Annotated in this window: 15 protein-coding genes; 5 read left to right on the top strand and 10 right to left on the bottom strand. The window is 69.7% G+C overall.

What is annotated here, in order from left to right; translation table 11 throughout:
- Nucleotides 1-33 precede the first annotated feature (33 nt).
- From BBK82_RS05365 to BBK82_RS05350, 4 genes are read right to left on the bottom strand one after another with little or no spacing between them, the layout of a single operon-like run.
- Nucleotides 34-621 carry a nucleoside/nucleotide kinase family protein gene (locus BBK82_RS05365; protein WP_065920832.1) on the bottom strand — a complete coding sequence of 196 codons (588 nt, stop codon included), beginning with the start codon at nucleotides 619-621 and terminating at the stop codon, nucleotides 34-36.
- Nucleotides 618-1,175: a ribonuclease FAU-1 family protein gene (locus BBK82_RS05360; protein ID WP_065914004.1), complete on the bottom strand. Its 558-nt coding sequence runs from the start codon at nucleotides 1,173-1,175 to the stop codon at nucleotides 618-620. Before BBK82_RS05360 ends, BBK82_RS05365 begins: the two co-directional genes overlap by 4 nt.
- Nucleotides 1,153-2,427: an FAD-dependent oxidoreductase gene (locus BBK82_RS05355; RefSeq protein ID WP_065914003.1), complete on the bottom strand. Its 1,275-nt coding sequence runs from the start codon at nucleotides 2,425-2,427 to the stop codon at nucleotides 1,153-1,155. Before BBK82_RS05355 ends, BBK82_RS05360 begins: the two co-directional genes overlap by 23 nt.
- 60 nt (nucleotides 2,428-2,487) lie before the next feature.
- Complete coding sequence (locus BBK82_RS05350) at nucleotides 2,488-3,807, bottom strand: GAF domain-containing protein (protein ID WP_237048034.1); 1,320 nt, start codon at nucleotides 3,805-3,807, stop codon at nucleotides 2,488-2,490.
- A 238-nt stretch (nucleotides 3,808-4,045) separates the two neighbouring features.
- On the opposite strand from BBK82_RS05350, the gene BBK82_RS05345 reads away from it, so the two are divergent.
- On the top strand, nucleotides 4,046-5,383 hold the full coding sequence (locus BBK82_RS05345; protein WP_065914001.1) for an aldehyde dehydrogenase family protein: 1,338 nt from the start codon (nucleotides 4,046-4,048) through the stop codon (nucleotides 5,381-5,383).
- Here the strand turns inward: BBK82_RS05345 and BBK82_RS05340 are convergent.
- Together BBK82_RS05340 and BBK82_RS05335 are read right to left on the bottom strand one after the other, a co-directional pair.
- Entirely contained in the window at nucleotides 5,380-7,002 is a 1,623-nt protein-coding gene (locus BBK82_RS05340; RefSeq protein WP_065914000.1) for a beta-N-acetylhexosaminidase, read from the bottom strand. The two genes, BBK82_RS05345 and BBK82_RS05340, sit on opposite strands and share 4 nt — an antisense overlap.
- A gap of 223 nt (nucleotides 7,003-7,225) precedes the next feature.
- Complete coding sequence (locus BBK82_RS05335) at nucleotides 7,226-8,695, bottom strand: CYTH and CHAD domain-containing protein (protein ID WP_065913999.1); 1,470 nt, start codon at nucleotides 8,693-8,695, stop codon at nucleotides 7,226-7,228.
- Between the two features lie 151 nt (nucleotides 8,696-8,846).
- Between BBK82_RS05335 and BBK82_RS05330 the strand changes: the two genes are divergently transcribed.
- Nucleotides 8,847-9,656 (top strand): hypothetical protein, encoded by an 810-nt coding sequence (locus tag BBK82_RS05330; RefSeq protein ID WP_065913998.1) that lies wholly within the window; start codon nucleotides 8,847-8,849, stop codon nucleotides 9,654-9,656.
- 108 nt (nucleotides 9,657-9,764) lie between these two features.
- Nucleotides 9,765-10,091, top strand: coding sequence for an ArsR/SmtB family transcription factor (locus BBK82_RS05325; RefSeq protein WP_065913997.1), 327 nt, complete (start codon nucleotides 9,765-9,767; stop codon nucleotides 10,089-10,091).
- Here the strand turns inward: BBK82_RS05325 and BBK82_RS05320 are convergent.
- Both BBK82_RS05320 and BBK82_RS05315 read right to left on the bottom strand, forming a co-directional pair.
- A complete protein-coding gene (locus BBK82_RS05320) occupies nucleotides 10,069-11,604 on the bottom strand; it encodes an amidohydrolase (RefSeq protein WP_218920580.1) in 1,536 nt (511 codons plus the stop codon). The genes BBK82_RS05325 and BBK82_RS05320 overlap by 23 nt on opposite strands.
- The gene (locus BBK82_RS05315; protein WP_083267798.1) at nucleotides 11,601-12,857 is read right to left on the bottom strand and encodes a lysine N(6)-hydroxylase/L-ornithine N(5)-oxygenase family protein; all 1,257 of its coding nucleotides are present in this window, start codon (nucleotides 12,855-12,857) and stop codon (nucleotides 11,601-11,603) included. The genes BBK82_RS05320 and BBK82_RS05315 overlap by 4 nt, the downstream gene beginning before the upstream one ends.
- An 86-nt stretch (nucleotides 12,858-12,943) precedes the next feature.
- On the opposite strand from BBK82_RS05315, the gene BBK82_RS05310 reads away from it, so the two are divergent.
- Together BBK82_RS05310 and BBK82_RS05305 are read left to right on the top strand one after the other, a co-directional pair.
- On the top strand, nucleotides 12,944-13,891 hold the full coding sequence (locus BBK82_RS05310) for a methionyl-tRNA formyltransferase (RefSeq protein ID WP_065913995.1): 948 nt from the start codon (nucleotides 12,944-12,946) through the stop codon (nucleotides 13,889-13,891).
- A 71-nt stretch (nucleotides 13,892-13,962) separates the two neighbouring features.
- The gene (locus tag BBK82_RS05305) at nucleotides 13,963-14,610 is read left to right on the top strand and encodes an HNH endonuclease family protein (protein ID WP_065913994.1); all 648 of its coding nucleotides are present in this window, start codon (nucleotides 13,963-13,965) and stop codon (nucleotides 14,608-14,610) included.
- Here the strand turns inward: BBK82_RS05305 and BBK82_RS05300 are convergent.
- Both BBK82_RS05300 and BBK82_RS05295 read right to left on the bottom strand, forming a co-directional pair.
- Nucleotides 14,597-15,322 (bottom strand): class I SAM-dependent methyltransferase, encoded by a 726-nt coding sequence (locus BBK82_RS05300; protein WP_065913993.1) that lies wholly within the window; start codon nucleotides 15,320-15,322, stop codon nucleotides 14,597-14,599. The genes BBK82_RS05305 and BBK82_RS05300 overlap by 14 nt on opposite strands.
- A gap of 174 nt (nucleotides 15,323-15,496) precedes the next feature.
- A complete protein-coding gene (locus tag BBK82_RS05295; RefSeq protein WP_237048033.1) occupies nucleotides 15,497-16,204 on the bottom strand; it encodes a hypothetical protein in 708 nt (235 codons plus the stop codon).
- Between the last annotated feature and the right edge of the window lie 126 nt (nucleotides 16,205-16,330).

The following is a 16,330-nucleotide window of genomic DNA, read 5'->3' as shown; positions in this document are numbered from 1 at the left end:
TGCTCCGTCCATGTCCGCAGGAGGAGGACCGGTTCACGACTCGACCAGACCCGGCCGGTCGGGGTGGTCGTACCGCACGAAAAGGTCGGCCACGGGCTCGTAGTCGTCGAACGCGGGCAGCGTCCACTGCTCGGCGGTCTTGCGCCGCAGCGCACCGGGGGAGAGCCACAGGTGCACGGTCAGCTCGGCCGGCAGCCACCGGTCGAGCAGCAGCGTGCCGTCGACGAGCACGACGCCGTTCTCCGGCACGTCCACGTACTCGGCGCGGCTGGCCCGGTCGGTGGCGGCGTTCCACAACGACGGCAGCACCTTGCCGTCCAGCGCCGGGTCGAGCACCTCGCGCCGCAGACCGGCCAGGTCGAACCAGCTGTGCCGGTAGGAGTACGGGTCGGTGCGGCCGTGCTCCAGCCGCACCGACGCCGGCCGCAGGAAGTCCTCAGTGGACACCCGCTGCACGGAACGGCCCGAGGCGCGCAACGGTTCCACGACGGCGTCCGCGAGCTTGCCGGGCTCGGCGGCGGGTGCCCCGTCGACGAGCACCCGCACCCGGCCGTCGATGCCGCTGATCCGCGCGACGATCTCGGCGACCAGCGTGTCGTGCGACAGCGGGCGGACCTTCATCGCCACCGCACCGGCGGCACCCAGTCCGCCCACGCCGTGTCCCACCAGAACTCGCCGGACGCCAGCATCTTCTCGATCTTCTCGCCCTCCGCGCGGATCGACTCGGCCTGGGCCGCGGAGTACTTGCCGGAGGCGACCTGCTCCTCGAACTCGTCGAGGTCGCGCTGCTCCCAGGTGCCGTCCGGCGCCACCGTGTAGTCCAGCGCGTGGTCGAGCGTCTCGAACCCGTCGGCCACGCGGCGGTAGGGCGCCTGCAGGTTCAGGTAGAAGTTGGCGAAGTGCCGGTCCTCGCCGTGCCAGAACAGGTCGACCGAGTAGGCGTCGTCCGGCCGGTGCAGCATGAGCTTGCCGTGCCCGCGCCAGAACCCGCGCTCGGGCTTGTCCCACGGGTGCGGGTGGTGGTGGGCCGGGTAGGTGAGCCTGGTGCCCGGTTCCACGAACACCGCGAGCAGGCCCGGCTCGTCGGCCACGACCCTGGTCGGCATCTCCGACCACACCTCGCCGTGCAGCACCTCCCGCCGCACGACCACCTCACCCGGCGTGAACAACCTCATGCGCCGAACTTACGTGATCACGCTCCGCCGCGTCCCTGGCCATCATCCGCCGCTTGAGCGCGGGAACGGCGTTGGTGACGCGCAGGACCGTGCGGAACATCGCGAGCATGACCCGGCCGATCACGGGCTTGTGCAGCATGCCGTTGCCGTCCATCTGCTCACGGGACGCGAGCACCGCCTCGAACCCGTACTTGACCATCTCCTGCTCGTACTCGGAGATGGCGGTGACGACGTTCTTGCCGTTGTGCGCCTCGGTGAGCTTGCGGGTCAACAGCTCCGCGTCGCGCAACGCGGTGTTCGCCCCGATGCCACGGCCGGGCGTCATCAGGTGCACGGCGTCGCCGATCAGCGTGACGTTGCTGGCCTTCCACGGCGGCACGGGTTCCGAGGTGCGGACCTTGATCTGGAACACCGTCTCGGGGTCGGCCAGGCGGAAGAGCTCGCGCAGGTTCGGGTGGAACTTCGGGGTCATGTCCAGCACGACCTGCTTGAGCTGCTCCTGGCTGAGGTCGCGCAGCTCGGGGAACTTGTCGTGCGCGGCCGCGTAGCCCCACATGATGTAGTCGTCCTCGACGCCCTCGGTGTCGAAGCGCATGACGTGCAGGATCACGAACCCGCCGCGCGGTCCGTAGAGCAGCGTCACGGCCCGTTCCGCCTGGGGTGGCAACAGCTTCAGGTTCTCCGGCGTGAGCGGGAGCTTGCCGGCGATCGAGGTGATGCCGGTGTCGGAGATCTTCGCGTGCGGCAGGTACTGCCTGCGCACCTTGGACTGCGCGCCGTCCGCGCCGACCAGGACGTCACCGGTCTCGGAGGTGCCGTCGGCGAAGAACGCGGTCACCGAGCCGTCGTCGTTGCGGGTGAAGTGCGTGAACGCCTTGTCGAACCGCACGACGTCCTCCAGGCCGCCCAGCAGCGCGGTCCGCATCGCGATGCGGCTGACCGACTTCTCGCTGCGCGTCTCGTCGGCCTGCTCGGGCAGCTCCGCGACCAGCAGCTCCCGGTACTTCTCGGTGCGCATGTTGATCAGCTTCGGAGGTAACGCGGTGGTGCGGACGAACTCGGTGAACACCTCCGGGGGCAGGCAGGCGTGCAGCGCTTTGCTGCCATCAGGGCTGATCCCGACCCGGTAACCGATCAACATGCTGCGCGGTGTGCGGTCGCGTTCGCACACCACGACGTCCACGCCGGCCTTCTTCAGCCCGTGCGCCAGGCAGAGGCCGCCTGTTCCCGCTCCGATGATGAGTACGCGCATGACAATTCCCCCTCAACTAAGTCTCTTAGTTGAGAAGATATTCAGCATCCGAGAGTCTTGTCAATCGTCTTGAAGCAGCCTCCGCAGGCGGGCGTTCGTGATCGCGAGCCGCACGTCGTTCGGCGGCAGCAGCCTGACCAGCTGTTCCATCGCCTCGACATCGTGTTCGCCGGAGTCGGTCTGGGAGAACGTCCACAGCGCGTTCGCGTCACCGCGCGACAGCACCGCCCGACGCACACCGCTGGCCAGGTCGTCGCGTTCGGCCAGCACGATCGGCGCCTCCGAGCGGGAGAGCAGGGTGCCGCGGTACCGGGACGCGGCCAGCGGCACGTCGCCGTCCCTGAGCGCGGCGCGCACGGCCAGGAAGTCCGCCTCCACGTGCGCGGTCAACCGGTACGGGCGGGTCGCGAGCACGCCGGTGCCCAGCTGCGCGCGCAACCGGTGCAGCTCCGCGCGCACGGTCGTCGGGTTGCCGCGTTCGCCGTAGAGGCGCAGGGCGAGCTGGTCGGCGGTCAGGCCGCCGTGCAACGCCAGCGCGCAGAGCAGTTCCGCGTGCCGCAACGAGATCGGCACCTCGCGGGCGTCCAGCACCACCTTCGGTTCCGGCAGCAGGAACGACAGCGACAGCACCGAGCGGCGCGCGAGCCGTTGCTGGCGCGGCACCCGCAGCAGGTAGCCCTGGGCGAGCGGTTCGAGCACGGCGTCGCGGCCGTCCGCGAGCCGCAGCCGGTCCGAGGACACGTCGACCCGCGGCGGCACCAGCCCGTACGGCTCGGCGGCGACCACCCGGCCGGTCGGGCTGAGCAACGCGCCCGGCTCACCGCGCAACGCGACCAGGTGCCGCATGTTGCGCGCCCGCAGCTCCTCGTCCTGGGCGTTCATCCTGGCCAGCAAGGCCGACTCGGCGAGCCGGGCCGACGCCGACACCAGCGCCACCATCGACGGGTGCATGGTCTCGACCGGGCCGCTGAGGTCGATCACGCCGATCGTCTCGCCGGTGTCCGGGTCGCGCACCGGGCTCGCCGCGCAGGTCCAGTGGTGGTAGGTCCGCACCAGGTGCTCGGCGGAGTGCACGGTGACGCTGGAGCCGACCGCGAGCGCGGTGCCCATCGCGTTCGTGCCGGTCGCGTCCTCCGACCAGCGGGTGCCCTCGGCCAGGCCGACGCCCTCGGCGTAGGAGCGGGTGGCGTGGGAGCCCTCACACCAGAGGATGTGGCCCTGGGCGTCCGCCACGACCATGATGTGCTTCGCCTCCTCCGCGAAGCCCAGCAGGGTCTCGCGGAGCACCGGCAGCGTGAGCTGCAGCGGGTGGCGTTCGCGCAGGTCCGGCAGCTCGTCGGCGCCGAACACCGTCGGCGCGGTGTGCAGGTCGGGGTTCACGTTGGCCGCGAGTGACCGTTGCCACGACGCCGAGATGACAGAGCGTGGCGAATCAGCCGTGCGAGTGCCACTCAACACGGCATCTCTAACCCGGTTCAGCAACAGTGCGTGTTGCGTGGGGTCGGCAGTCACTGATCCATCCGCGGCTTGCAACGAGCATGCAACGTTCTGCTGCCTACTTTCTCATTTCCCCCACCTCGGACGACCGGTGGGCCATCTTCTGGCAGGGAGTCGAGAAATGACGCAGTACGCGGCACCGGGGCAGCCCGGCAGCGTGGTCGCGTACCGGCCGAGGTACGACCACTTCATCGGCGGAGAGCACGTGCCGCCCGTCTCCGGTGACTACGTCGAGAACGTGACGCCGGTGACCGGAGAGGTGTTCACGGAGGTCGCGCGGGGCACCGACGCCGATCGCGCTCGTGCGTTGCACTCGGCCAGTGGCGCCGCACGGGCATGGGGGCGCACCACGGCACGAGAGCGCGCCACGGTGCTGGTCGAGATCGCCGACCGGGTGGAGGAGCACGCCGACGAGCTCGCCGTCGCCGAGACGTGGGACAACGGCAAGCCCGTGCGCGAGGCCCTGGTCAGCGACGTGCCGATGATAATCGAGCAGTTCCGCCAGTTCGCCGCCGTCATCCGCACCGAGGTCGGCGCGGTCGAGCAGGTCGGCACCGACACCGCCGACTACCGCTCGCACCAGCCCATCGGCGTGGTGCAGCGCAGGCTCGGCTGGGCGTTCCCGTTGCTGCACACCGCCCGCGTCCTCGCCCCGGCCCTCGCGGCCGGGAACGCCGTGGTCCTGGAGCCCGCGCTGCAGACGCCGGCGTCGATCCACGTGCTGATGGACGTGATCGCGGACCTGCTGCCCCCCGGTGTGGTGAACGTGATCACCGGATCTGATGACCACCCGGTCGTCGCCGGCCGCTGCCCGAACATCTTCTTCTCCGACGTCACCTCGCAGCGCGACAGCTTCCTCGACAAGGCGCTGGAGGGCTTCGCGATGTTCGCGGCCAACCAGGGCGAGGTCCCCACCGCCCCGTCCCGCGCGCTGATCCAGACCGCGGGCTACGAGGAGCTGCTGCACCTGGCCACCGAGCGCACCCGGCAGCTGCGCACCGGCGACCCCCTCGACACCGACACGATGGTCGGCGCGGTGGTGTCACTGGCTCAGCGCGACCGCGTGCTGGCCTACGTCGAACGCGGCAAGGCCGAGGGTGCCCGCCTGGTCACCGGCGGCGAGGCGTCCGGGCACTACGTCCAGCCCACGATCTTCGAGGGCGACCACCGCTCGGGCGTGTTCTCCGACGACGTGCTCGGCCCGGTCGTGTCGGTGACGAGGTTCGACGACCGCGACGACGCCGTGAAGATCGCCAACGAGGCCACCGCCCAGCTCGGTGCCGGTGTGTGGTCGCGCGACCTCGTGCTGGCCCACCACGTCGGCGCGGAGCTGCGCGCCGAGCGGGTCTGGGTGAACAACTACCACGCGTACCCGGCGAACACCGCGGTGCTCGCCGAGTACCGGCGGGTGAAGCACCTGCTGGTCAGCTACTCCGACCGGGCGCAGGGGTATTTCTAGTCCTGCCAGGGCACCTGGGTGGAGGGGTAGTAGTTGATGCCCATGACCTTCCACCTGGGTGCCTGCGCGGCCAGGCGCGGCGCGAACCGGTCCCAGCTGTGGATGCTTGCCGGCGCCCAGCCGAGCTCGGCCACCACGGGCAGCCGCGGGAACGCCATGTACTCGATGTCGGCCGACGTCTGCAGCGTCTCAGTCCACAGTGGAGCTTCGACGCCGCGGACACCGGCTTCGGACACGCCGTCGAGGTACGCGCCGGGGTTCCAGCTGTAGGCGTCCTTCACCTCGACGTAGCCCGCCCAGCTCAGGCCGAGCTTGATGTCCTTGTGGTACTTCATGTCCAGGTAGATCTTGTTGGCCGGCGACATCAGCACCTTGTTGCCGCGCTGAGCGGCCGCGGCCACGTCGGCGTTCGTGGTCTTGGTGCCCCAGAACTGCGGCACGACCGCGGTGTCCGTGGTGGTCTTGATGAACTCGTGCCAGCCGACGGTGGTCTTGCCGTACTTCTTGACGATCGGCAGCGCGCGGTCCATGAACGTCTGGTAGTCCGCGTCGGGCGTGGAGTGCGCCTCGTCGCCACCGATGTGGAAGTACGGGCCGGGGGTGATCGCCGCGACCTCCCTGACGACGTCCTCGACGAACTTGTAGGTGACCTCGCTGTTGATGCACAGCGAGGAGAACCCGACCTCGATGCCGGTGTAGAGCGGCCGCTTCTGGCCGTCGCAGTTGAGCTCGGCGTAGCTGGCCTGGGCGGCGTTGGTGTGGCCCGGCATGTCGAACTCGGGGATCACGGTGATGCCGCGGGACTGGGCGTGCGCGACCAGGTCCTTGTACTGCTGCTGGGTGTAGAAGAGCTGCCCGGTCCGGCCGCCCACCTCCGTGCTGCCACCGATCTTGGTGAGCTCGGGCCAGGACTTGATCTCCAGGCGCCAGCCCTGGTCGTCGGACAGGTGGAGGTGGAAGTAGTTGATCTTGAACGTCGCCAGCTGGTCGATGTAGCGCTTGACCTGGGCGGGGGTGAAGAAGTGCCTGCTGACGTCGAGCATCGCGCCGCGGTGGTGGTAGCGGGGGTGGTCGAGGATGCTCGCGCCCTTGATCTGCCACGGGCCGCGCTGCCTGGTCTTCGCCTCGGCCTTCGCGGGGAGGAGCTGGCGGAGGGTGGCGACGGCGTTGAAGTGGCCGGCGGCGGAGTTGGCCCGGATGAGGACGAACTTCGGGGTGACGTCGAGCTGGTAGCCCTCGGGGCCCGTCTTCGGGTCGGCGCCGCCGGTGAGGACGACGGCGGTGCCGCCGAGGCCGGTTGCGTTGATGTCGGATGCGTCGAGTTCGGCTTCGTTGACGTCGCGGCCGATGAACCAGTCGGCTATCGGCAGGCGGAAACCGGTGGAGGGGCGGAGGGTCTCGGCCAGGAGTTCGGCGGGAGCGGTGGCGTTCCTCGTCGTCAGAATGATCTTGGTGGACGGGGTGAGGGTGAAGGTGCCTGCGCGCGGGGTCAGCTGGGCTGGGTGGGGGATCAGTTGAGGGGGTGACGGCGTTGCGTCGGCTGTGCCTGGCACCAGGGCTCCAGATGCGGCGATCAGGAGGGCTGCAAGGGTGGGGATGGCTGCGGATCTTCTGGCCACGACTCGTCCTCCAGGGCAGGGCGGTGAGCGGCGGCGGCGCTGGGGATCACGCTTTCAGTGCCCGTTGGTGATGTCAAGGTCCAGACCAATTTGTCCGGCCGGCCTGTAGGGCGTCCTCCCCGTCCGGCGATCTTGGGCGCGCCGGACGGGGAGGTCACCACGCCAGCTCCGCGCGCAGTGCCTCCGGACGCTTCGCCTTCGGCTTGGCGAAGGCGAGGGCTGCCTAGAGGTGTTCCTTCGTCAGCTTTTGCCACAGGGCCGGGAGGTCTGCCTCGGTCTTGTGAGCCAGTTCGACCTCCTTGCCGTACAGCAGGCCGAACGTGAACCCGTTCTCGTCACCCCTGCCCAGCTCCAGCAGCACCGGACGAGCCACCACGGAGTCCTGGTGGTCGCCGAGGAGCGTCTGGACGTCCTTGGCCCGCTTGCGCAGGTGGGTGGCGTGCTTGCCGAGTGCGGGTTCGGCCACCTCGGCCGAGTAGCGGAGGCGTTTGCCCGCCTTGCGGGCCTCGTGGAGCGGTTCGTCGGAGTCGGGGGTGGCGAGGGCCGTCTTGATGCGGTCGTCGAGGCGGCGGCGCGCCTTCTCGACGAGCTTGGGGAGGACGTCCTTGGCCTTGCCGGAGGCGAGGGTGGTCAGTGGGGGAGAAGCCAGCAAGGTGTCGATGGAGTTGAGGAGGGCGAAGTAGCGCTTGTCGTCGAGGGCGGCGACGGAGGCCTCGTGGGCGGCGGCTTCGCGGGGGGCGAAGTGGCGGGTGAGGCGGGCGGCCACGTCGCCGAGCACCAGTTCCGGCGGGAGGGAGTGCAGGCCCTCTTCGAAGCGCATGCGGAGGACTTCCAGGTCCCGGGAGTCGCCGAGGATGCCGGCCAGCCACTTGAGCTCGTCGGTGAGGGGGCGGGTGGCGTCGCGGTCGATGATCTTGCCGAACGCCTGGAGGGCGGAGCGCATGCGGCGGGTGGCCACGCGCATCTGGTGGACGGCGTCGTCTTCCTTGCGGCGGACGCGGGGGTCCTGGTTCTGGAGTGCTGCGCGTTGTTCGGCGATGTAGGCGAGGACGACGTCGCCCGCGGTGGACTTCTTGGTGAGGCGGGGGATCGGGTCGCGTTTGACGCCGATCACCTGGGAGAGCTTGGAGGAGGAGGAAGAAGGGTGGATGCCGGCGTCGCCGAGGTGTTGCTCGACGGTGTCCAGGAGGGTGCGGTCGCCGGTGCCGAGCTCCACCTCGATCTCGCGCCAGGAGGTGGTGCGGGTGGAGGAGCCCATGGTCTGGGCGGTGACCACGTCGTCGACGACCTCGGCGAGCATGTCGCCGGTCTCGTTCGAGAGCTGCCAGCGGCGGCGGTTGGTCTTGATCTGGGCGACCGGGGACAGGTCGGAGCCGCGGGTGTGGGCGCGGACCAGTGAGGTGAGGTCCTTCGGCGGCTTCTTCGTGGCGCGGCCCAGTGGGGCGTGGAGCTCCTGGCGGGAGTCGTCGCCCGCTGGGAGTTTGAGGTGCCAGCCCTCGTCGGGGCCGCCCACGCGCCTGCGCAGGGTCACGCCGGCGCGGGCCAGGCGGTAGTCGTCGGTGTCGAAGTACGTGGCCTCGAGGTCGAACTCCTCGGGGCCCGTGGCGACACCGGTGATGTCGGTGAGGTCCGGCAGACTCGCGTCTGATGGTGCCTCGTACTTGCGTTCGGTCTCAGTAGTAGAGGTCGCCATTTCCTATTAATACCTCGTTTCGCCGCAGTTCACCCATGTTGTGACCCTGTGTGAGGGGCGGGTGCCCGGCCGGGCGGAAACCCGGCCTCGATTGCGTGTAATGAGGGTTGCCCGTCTTGGCGCGGGGAACACCGTCGGGTTCGCTGGGCGCGTGCCCACGGAGAAGGAACGGCTCGACGTGGTCGAGCCGCAGGTCGCCACGTTGATCAGCCACGTCGGCCAGCTGGCCGCGGAGCTGGAGCGCGTGACGGCGCGGTTGACGGTGCTGGAGCGCCGGTTGTCCGGTGCCGGTGATGGTGCGCTGGCCGATCTCGACGCGGTTGCCGGCGACATCGAGCCGTTGGTCAAGGCGTTGCGCACAGCCTGGGACGCCGAGCAGGAGCTGCTCGCCGACCCGATGCGGGTGGAGCTGCGCCAGGAGGTGCTGGAGTTCGACGGGCTCAAGGCCCGCCGGGACGAGGCGCGCTCCAAGCTCGACGGCGGGCGGGTGCCGCGGTTCGAGCGGGACGCGCTCAGCCACGAGGTGCGCCAGATGGAGTGGCTGATCAACGCCAACGAGGCCAGCGCGCGGCGTGCGGCCGAGCGGCTCGCCGCCGACGAGGACGCCACGGGTGAACAGTGGCGGACCGAGGCCGTGCGCGCCGGTGAGAAGGCCCGCGCCGAGATCAGGGACGCCGCCGCCCGCCGGATCTCCCACGCGCTCGGGCAGTACGCGCGGATGCCGGTGTGGTTCCGGGTCGGGCTGGGCGAGATCACCGCGCCGGACCCGTCGTTCTGGCTGGAGGCGGCCATCGCGGTGCTCGCCTACCGGCTCGAGTACGGGGTCACCGACGCGGTCTCGCCGCTGGGCACGCCACCGTCGGCGACCAGCGGCAACGAGGCGTGGGTGCGCCGCGCGAACGTCTACGCCGACATCACCGACCGGCTCGCGACCCTGGCCGCCACGTTCCACCTCCAGTAGCCTTGCTGCAACCGCACGGTTGCAGGAGGAGTCAGCAGAGGTGAACGACGAGATCGGCCGCCGGATCGGGCGGCACCCGCTCAGCGCACCGCGGAAGCACCTCTTCCGGTGAGCCAAGGCCCCCAGGACCAGGTCAGCGAGGTCCTCGCCGCGCTCGCGGACCCGATGCGCCGCCAGGTGCTCGACCTCGTCGCCGCGCACGGTCCGGTGTCGGCCTCGGCGCTCGCGAACCAGCTGCCGGTCAGCCGGCAGGCGATCGTGAAGCACCTGGCCGTCCTCGAACGCGCCGAGCTGGTGGCGTCGCAACGCGCCGGCAGGGAGAACTGCTTCTCCGTGCGGTCCGACGCGCTCGACGCCACCGCCACCTGGATGGCCTCGCTGGCCTCGCAGTGGGACAGCCGGCTCGCCAGGCTCAAGCGGATCGCTGAGGCATGAGCGTGCCGCCGACCATCGTGGCCAGCACCGGGATGTCGGCGATCGCGTCGCTGGTGCGCGGGTCGTCGCCGAGCACGACGAGGTCCGCGAGCTTGCCCGGCGTGATGCTGCCGAGCACGTGTTCCTTGCGGCACGCGTAGGCGCTGCCGAGCGTGTACGCGCGGATCGCCTCCTCGACGGTGATCGCCTCGTCCGGCCCGACCGCGCGGCCGCTCGACGACCGCCGCCGCACCATGAACTCGATGGCGCGCAACGGTGCTCCGTCCGCGACCGGCCGGTCCGAGCTGCCCGCCACGGTGATGCCGTGGTCGAGGAACGACCGCCCGCGGTACATCCAGGGTGCCCGCCGCGGTCCCATGATCTCGCTGTAGTCGTCGCCGTACGCCCACAGGAACGTCGGCTGGACGACGGGAACCATCCCGAGGGCGGCGATCCGTTCGAGTTGCTCCGGCCGCACCAGGCCGCAGTGCTCGATCCGGTGCCGGGCGTCCGCACGCGGCCGGGCCGACTGCGCCCGCGCCACCGCGTCGAGGGTGAAGTCGATCGCGCGGTCGCCGATCGCGTGGATCGCGAGCTGCCACCCGGCGTTGTGCCCGTCGATGATCGCCGCCCGCATGAACTCCTCGGACTCGGCGAGCTGCCCCACGTTCTCCGTGCCGGCGTACGGCTCGGACAACGCGGCCGTGCGCGCGATCATGCCGCCGTCGGTCCACAGCTTCATGGCGCCCAACGACACCATGTCGTCGCCGAACCCCGTGTGCAGACCGAGGTCGATCGCCCGTGCGATGCCATCAGCCGGATCCGCGGCCACGTCGTGCAAGACGTACGCGGACACCATGAGCTGCATGCGGATCGGCAGCCGCGCGCGTTGGTACGCGGCGGCCTCCAGCGGGCTCGACGCGATCAGCCCGGCGCCGATGCCCGCCTCCGCGCACATCGTCACGCCCTGCGCCAGCGCCTGGTCGGCGCTGCGGCGCAGCTCGGCGACGATCTCCTCGATCGAGTAGGGCAACCGCAACGTGCGTGCCGCCAGCTGCTCGTTCTCGGTCAGCCAGCCGTCGCTGGTGATGCCGGGGAGCTGCCGCAGCACCACCGAGTTCACCACGCACGCGTGCCCGGACAGGTCGGCCACGTACACCGGCCGGACACCGCTGATGGCGTCGAGGTCGGCCGCCGTCAGCGGCCGGTCCATGATCCGCCGGTCGTACCCGGACGCCTCGATCCACGCCGTGCCGGGCGCGTTGGCCAACGCGTGCTGCACGAGGGCGACCGTGTCCAGCCCGGTCACGTCGATGGTGCGCCTGCCGTTCCACGCCAGGTGCGTGTGCGCGTCGATGAACCCCGGCAGCACCACGGCGCCACCGAGGTCGGCGGTCTCGGCCGCCGGCAGGTCCGCGACCTGCTCGTCCAGCCCGGCGATGCGGCCCTGCCAGATGCCGATCGTGTGCGCGGCGGGGCGGGCCGGGTCCATGGTGAGGGCCCGGCAGCCCGCCAGTTTCAGGTCGAGTTTCACGCCGTCGCGAGGACCGGCACAGGAGTGTTGGTCAACACGGAAGCCAGGATCTCACCTGAGCGCACCGCGACGTTGGACAGCAGCGAGGACGTGATGCCGTGCGAGTGCTCGGTGCCGCCCTGGACGTAGATGCCGCCGCGCAACGACGACCGCACGCGGTAGTCCCGGCCCACGATGAGGCGGCCCTGCGCGTCCCGTGCGCACGCCGCGTCGAGCGAGCCCAGCGCGGGCGCCGCCTCGTCGTAACCGGTCGCGAGCAGCACCAGGTCGGTGTCGAGGAACTCCTGCTCGCCGGTCACGAGCGACTGGATCACCGCACGCGCGCCGGTCGCGGACTCCTCGACGGCCACGAGCCTGGTCATCTTCATCATCTTGAGCCGCTCGGTGCCGAGGACCTTCTCCTGGTAGGTCGTCCGGTAGAGCTGCGCGATGAGGTCGACGTCGACCACGGAGTAGTTGGTGTTGCGGTGGTAGTCCATCAACCGCTGCTTCACCGCGTCCGGCGCGTCGTAGTAGTGGTCGACGGCCTCCGGGTCGAAGATCCGGTTCGCGAACGAGCTGTCGTCGGCCGGGCTGTAGCCGTAGCGGGAGAACACCGAGCACACCTCGGCGCCGGGGAACTCGCGGTGCAGGTAGGCCACGGCCTCCGCGGCGCTCTGGCCGGCACCCACGACGACGCAGCGCTTCGGGTCCTTCAGCTCACCGATCCGGTGCAGGAACTCGCTGTTGTGCCACACCCGGTCCGACAGCGCGACGCCCTCGGGCACGGTCGGGCGCAGGCCGGTGGCGAAGATCAGGTTGCGGGCGCGGCAGACGTCACCGGTCGCGGTCGTCACCTCGAACAGGTCGTCCTCGACCGCCGTCACGCCAACGACTTCCGCGTTGTAGGTGACCATGTCGTCGACCTGCGCCGCGGCCCACTCGAAGTAGTCGTGGAACTCGACGCGCAGCGGGAACAGGTTCTTGTGGTTGACGAAGTCGACGAGCCGGCCGCGGTCCTGCAGGTAGCACAGGAACGAGAAGCGGCTGGTCGGGTTCCGCATGGTCACGAGGTCTTTGAGGAAGGACACCTGCATCGTGGCGTCGTCCAGCAGCATGCCGCGATGCCAGCCGAACGCCTGCTGACGTTCCAGGAACACCGCGGTGACAGGGGTTCCGGCCTGCTCGTTGTGCTCGGTCAGAGCGATGGCGAGCGCCAGGTTGGAAGGCCCGAACCCGATGCCGACGACGTCGTAGATGGGGTGCACGAGCAATCAACTTAGGGCAGCCTAAGCTTATCTGCAAGCGGTTCGTTAGGTTAGCCTGACCGTATCCCACCGATGTTGAGGAGGACACCCCCATGAGGGTCGTCATGTTCGGGTTCCAGACCTGGGGTCATCGCACCCTGCAGGCACTCTTGGCATCTGAGCACGAGGTCGTCCTGGTGGTGACCCACCCCAAGGGTGAGGGTGCGTACGAGAAGGTCTGGAGCGACTCGGTCGAGGACCTGGCCCGTGAGAACGGCGTCGAGGTGCTCATCCGCGAACGGCCGGAGGACCAGGAGCTGCTCGACGCGCTCAAGGCGGCCGACCCCGACGTGATCGTCGCCTGCAACTGGCGGACGTGGATCCCGCCGCAGGTCTTCGCGCTGCCCAAGCGCGGCACGTTGAACGTGCACGACTCGCTGCTGCCGAAGTACGCGGGCTTCTCCCCGTTGATCTGGGCTCTGATCAACGACGAGAAGGAGGTCGGCGTGACCGCGCACATGATGGACGACACGCTCGACGCCGGCGACATCGTGCTGCAGCGCTCCGTCCCGGTCGGCCCGCGCGACACCGCCGCCGACCTGTTCCAGAAGACGCTGGAGCTCTTCGGGCCGATCACGGTCGACGGCCTGGCCGAGATCGCGTCCGGCCGCACGGACTTCACCAAGCAGGACCGGTCGCAGGCGTCGTTCTTCCACAAGCGCGCCGAGGAGGACCTGCGGATCGACTTCACCTGGACCGCGGAGGAGCTCGACCGGCTGGTGCGGGCCCAGTGCGCGCCGTACCCGAGCGCGTTCTGCTTCCACCGCGGCCAGCGCCTGGAGATCGTCGAGGCCGACGTCTCCGCGGAGGTCTACGGCGGCACGCCCGGCCGGATCTTCTACCGCGAGGGTGACGGCGTGGCGGTCGTCGCCGGCGCCGAGGCCCGTCGTGGCCGCAGCAAAGCGTTGCTGGTCAAGAAGGTCCGCACCGCCGACGGCACCGAGCTCAAGGCGCAGGAGTACTTCAAGACGATGGGCGGGTACCTGACCTCGCGTCCGTGAATTCGACGAATTCGACGCTGTTCACGGGCCGGGTGACCGGCCCGTGATCAGGATGGTCGATCATTGGCCCCATGAATCGCGCTGCGGTGACGTCACTTGTCGTCTTCGTGCTGCTCGTGGCACTGGGCTGGTATCTGACGGAACTCCAGTCGTCCAAGGACCAGTCGCCCACGACGACCACCGCCGCTCCGCTTCCGGGCGGGTCGGCCGACCTCGGCGCGCTGCAGATCGCGCCGGAGGGCAAGATGGCCGGCTACAGCCGCGACCGGTTCCCGCACTGGGCATCGCAGGGCAACTCCTGTGACACCAGGGAGATCGTGCTGCAGCGGCTGGGCGCGGACGTGAAGTCGGACGAGAACTGCAAGGCGACGTCCGGATCGTGGAACAGCCCGTACGACAACGTGGTGGTCACGGACGCCGCCGAGGTCGACATCGACCACACCGTGCCGCTGGCCGAAGCGTGGCGTTCCGGCGCGGACAAGTGGACCGACGACCAGCGCAAGGCGTTCGCCAACGACCTCGGCGGCCTCCAGCTGATCGCCGTGACCGCGAAGACCAACCGCGGCAAGGGCGATCAGGACCCGGCGAAGTGGAAGCCGCCGGTGCAGACCTACTGGTGCACCTACGCCCAGCACTGGATCTCGGTGAAGATCAGCTACAAGCTCGCCGTCGACCAGCCCGAGCACGACGCGCTGGCGGCCATGCTCAAGACGTGCTGATCACCGTCACGGTGACCGGCTCGACGTAGGTGCCGCTGCGCAGCGCCCGGTGCAGCTTCTCCTGGAACAGCGGGCGTTCGTGCGGCTTCGGCAGGGTGTTCGGCGACATCGCGGAGAACAGGCTGCCGGCGAGCTCTTCGATCGTGTGCTCGTGCGTGTACCCGATGGCCCACTCGTGCGACCGGTAGCCCGCCCGGCTCAGCGCGTCCGCATACCGTTGGCGTGCAACGGCATCCGTACCGCAGTCGGCCGTGATCGGCCGGTGGAACCAGTCCTCGAGGACCCTGCGGATCGCCGGGTGCTGGCGCCACAACGGCGTCCCGTTCGCGATGATCGCGAACTTCTCGGTGCGCGCCTCGCGGAACAACCGCTCGTGGTCCATCCAGTGCAACGCCTGCCCGACCACGACCGCCTCGAACGGCCCGAGGTCCGGCACGTCCGCGTCCGAACCCAGGTGCCACTCGACGTTCGGCAACGCCGGGGCGTGCGCGAGCATGTCCGGCTCCGGGTCGACCGCCAGCACCCGCCGCACGTGCCGCGACAACGGCGCGGCGAGCTGCCCGGTGCCGCAGCCGAGGTCGAGCACGGCGTGGTCGCGGGTGAGCCCGAGCTTGGCGACCAGCGCGTCGACCACCGGCGGCGGATAACCGGGGCGGAACCTCGCGTAGAAGTCCGCCACCTCACCGCTGAACCCCAGGCCGGTTGTGCTCATGTCGTTGACACTGCCTCAGTTCGCACGGACGTGCCAGCAAATCCGCCGACAGCGGACCAGGTTCGACACGGCCCGACCCCCCCCAGACGGGCCGCGTCACCCCGCGCGACCCGCCCCCGCGAGTCCGTGCCACCCCCTGGTGCGCGGCCCACCCCCGCAGGCCGCGCCACCCCGCTAACCGACCTTCCCGACCGCTTCCGCCTGACCGTCCTGCATCGCCTCGAACAGCCCCGACAGCTTCCAGTGCGTCACGTACCCCATCGCCTCCGCCGCGATCAGCACGTCCAGCTTCCCCAGGTTCGTGCGCTTCGGCATCTGGTACGCCTTGCCGCGCCGCACGTCGAGCACCATCGGCGTGGCGCCCGGCAGCGTGTCCGCGATGGTGTGCTGCAGGATCCGCAGGCCGACGTTGGCCGCCTCCCTGGTCAGCGGCACCTCCTTGGTGTGCACGAGCACCGCGTGGGTCGACCCGTCCTTGCGCCGCAGCCCGAGGTGGGGCCGCACCTTCAACGTGAGCTCGCCGGCGCGGTAGGTGGTGCCCTCCACCGGCACGCCGGTGGCCTTGAACGCCGCCAGCCAGGGCAGGAAGCCGTCGGCGATCTCCTCGAACGCCCGCGGCTGGCCGGTGCGGTTGGCGGCCATGACCGCCTTCTTGAGCTCCAGTTCGGGCTCGGTGGAGTTGACCGCTCGGCGCATGGCGTCGCGGATCGGGTTGTAGAAGCCGCAGACCCTCGGGTCGTCGGTCAGATACATTCCCCGCTGCTCTGACACGATGTTGATGCGTCCACGCTGGCCGCTCATGACGTACTCGGTGAACGACAGTGCGGTGACGCTGACGTTGTTGTCCGGCAACGCTTTCTCCCCTCGTACCGCCTTCTTCACCTGACGTTAGCGGAGAGGTCTGACAAAAACGGTGCTGCTCCGAACGGACCATCGGTTACGTAGTGTTGCTTGTTCACTCAATCAGGTGGCACTGAGGGTGGTGCTTTGGGCCTCAATCGGTAAACG

Origin of the sequence: Lentzea guizhouensis (assembly GCF_001701025.1) — a bacterium.
Lineage (GTDB): Bacteria > Actinomycetota > Actinomycetes > Mycobacteriales > Pseudonocardiaceae > Lentzea > Lentzea guizhouensis.
Note: the sequence above shows the minus strand (reverse complement) of the source record. Positions and strands in the feature narration are given on the sequence as shown.

What these genes read in the sequence shown, in the direction of transcription:
- BBK82_RS05345 (WP_065914001.1), top strand. Translation starts at nt 4,046, where the DNA reads ATGACGCAGTACGCGGCACCGGGGCAGCCCGGCAGCGTGGTCGCGTAC.
- BBK82_RS05355 (WP_065914003.1), bottom strand. Translation starts at nt 2,427, where the DNA reads ATGCGCGTACTCATCATCGGAGCGGGAACAGGCGGCCTCTGCCTGGCG.
- BBK82_RS05335 (WP_065913999.1), bottom strand. Translation starts at nt 8,695, where the DNA reads ATGGCGACCTCTACTACTGAGACCGAACGCAAGTACGAGGCACCATCA.
- BBK82_RS05360 (WP_065914004.1), bottom strand. Translation starts at nt 1,175, where the DNA reads ATGAGGTTGTTCACGCCGGGTGAGGTGGTCGTGCGGCGGGAGGTGCTG.
- BBK82_RS05305 (WP_065913994.1), top strand. Translation starts at nt 13,963, where the DNA reads ATGAATCGCGCTGCGGTGACGTCACTTGTCGTCTTCGTGCTGCTCGTG.
- BBK82_RS05300 (WP_065913993.1), bottom strand. Translation starts at nt 15,322, where the DNA reads ATGAGCACAACCGGCCTGGGGTTCAGCGGTGAGGTGGCGGACTTCTAC.
- BBK82_RS05365 (WP_065920832.1), bottom strand. Translation starts at nt 621, where the DNA reads ATGAAGGTCCGCCCGCTGTCGCACGACACGCTGGTCGCCGAGATCGTC.
- BBK82_RS05310 (WP_065913995.1), top strand. Translation starts at nt 12,944, where the DNA reads ATGAGGGTCGTCATGTTCGGGTTCCAGACCTGGGGTCATCGCACCCTG.